At 62.5% G+C, this 419-nt stretch carries 1 protein-coding gene; it reads right to left on the reverse strand.

What is annotated here, in order from left to right; translation table 11 throughout:
- A partial coding sequence (locus AB4Z23_RS28715) for an AMP-binding protein (RefSeq protein WP_441361341.1) occupies positions 1-419 on the reverse strand: 419 nt, incomplete at both ends.

Genomic DNA, 419 nt, shown 5'->3' on the forward strand with positions numbered 1-419 from the left:
GGCGTGACGGAGATGAAGACGTCATTTTCCGTCACCGCCCATTCCGAAAGCGTGCTGCCGATGACATTGGCCGTGGCCCTGTTAGAGAGCACGACGCATTTCGGYTTGCCWGTSGTRCCGGARGTRTAGAGGTAATAAGCGGGTGCTTCGCTTGCTGAAAGTRYCGCCAGTTCCRCCGCGTTAACSGGCACGCCGGAGGCGGCTGGCGCTGCGAGAAGCTCCTCGGGACCGACAGCGTCGAATCCTTSMGGAACGSWAYGGGCAACGATSATGGCCGGGCGGCAATTGGTCAGCAGATAGTGCAGGCGATCTTCCGGCGAGCTCGCATCGATCGGCACCCAAATGGCGCCGATAAGTGCAGCGGCGAGCGTGACGGCTGTGTGCTCCGGGCTGCGCGGCAGGCACACCGCTACGACATC

It is taken from the genome of Agrobacterium sp. MCAB5, from assembly GCF_052114365.1.
Taxonomy (GTDB): Bacteria; Pseudomonadota; Alphaproteobacteria; order Rhizobiales; family Rhizobiaceae; genus Agrobacterium; species Agrobacterium tumefaciens.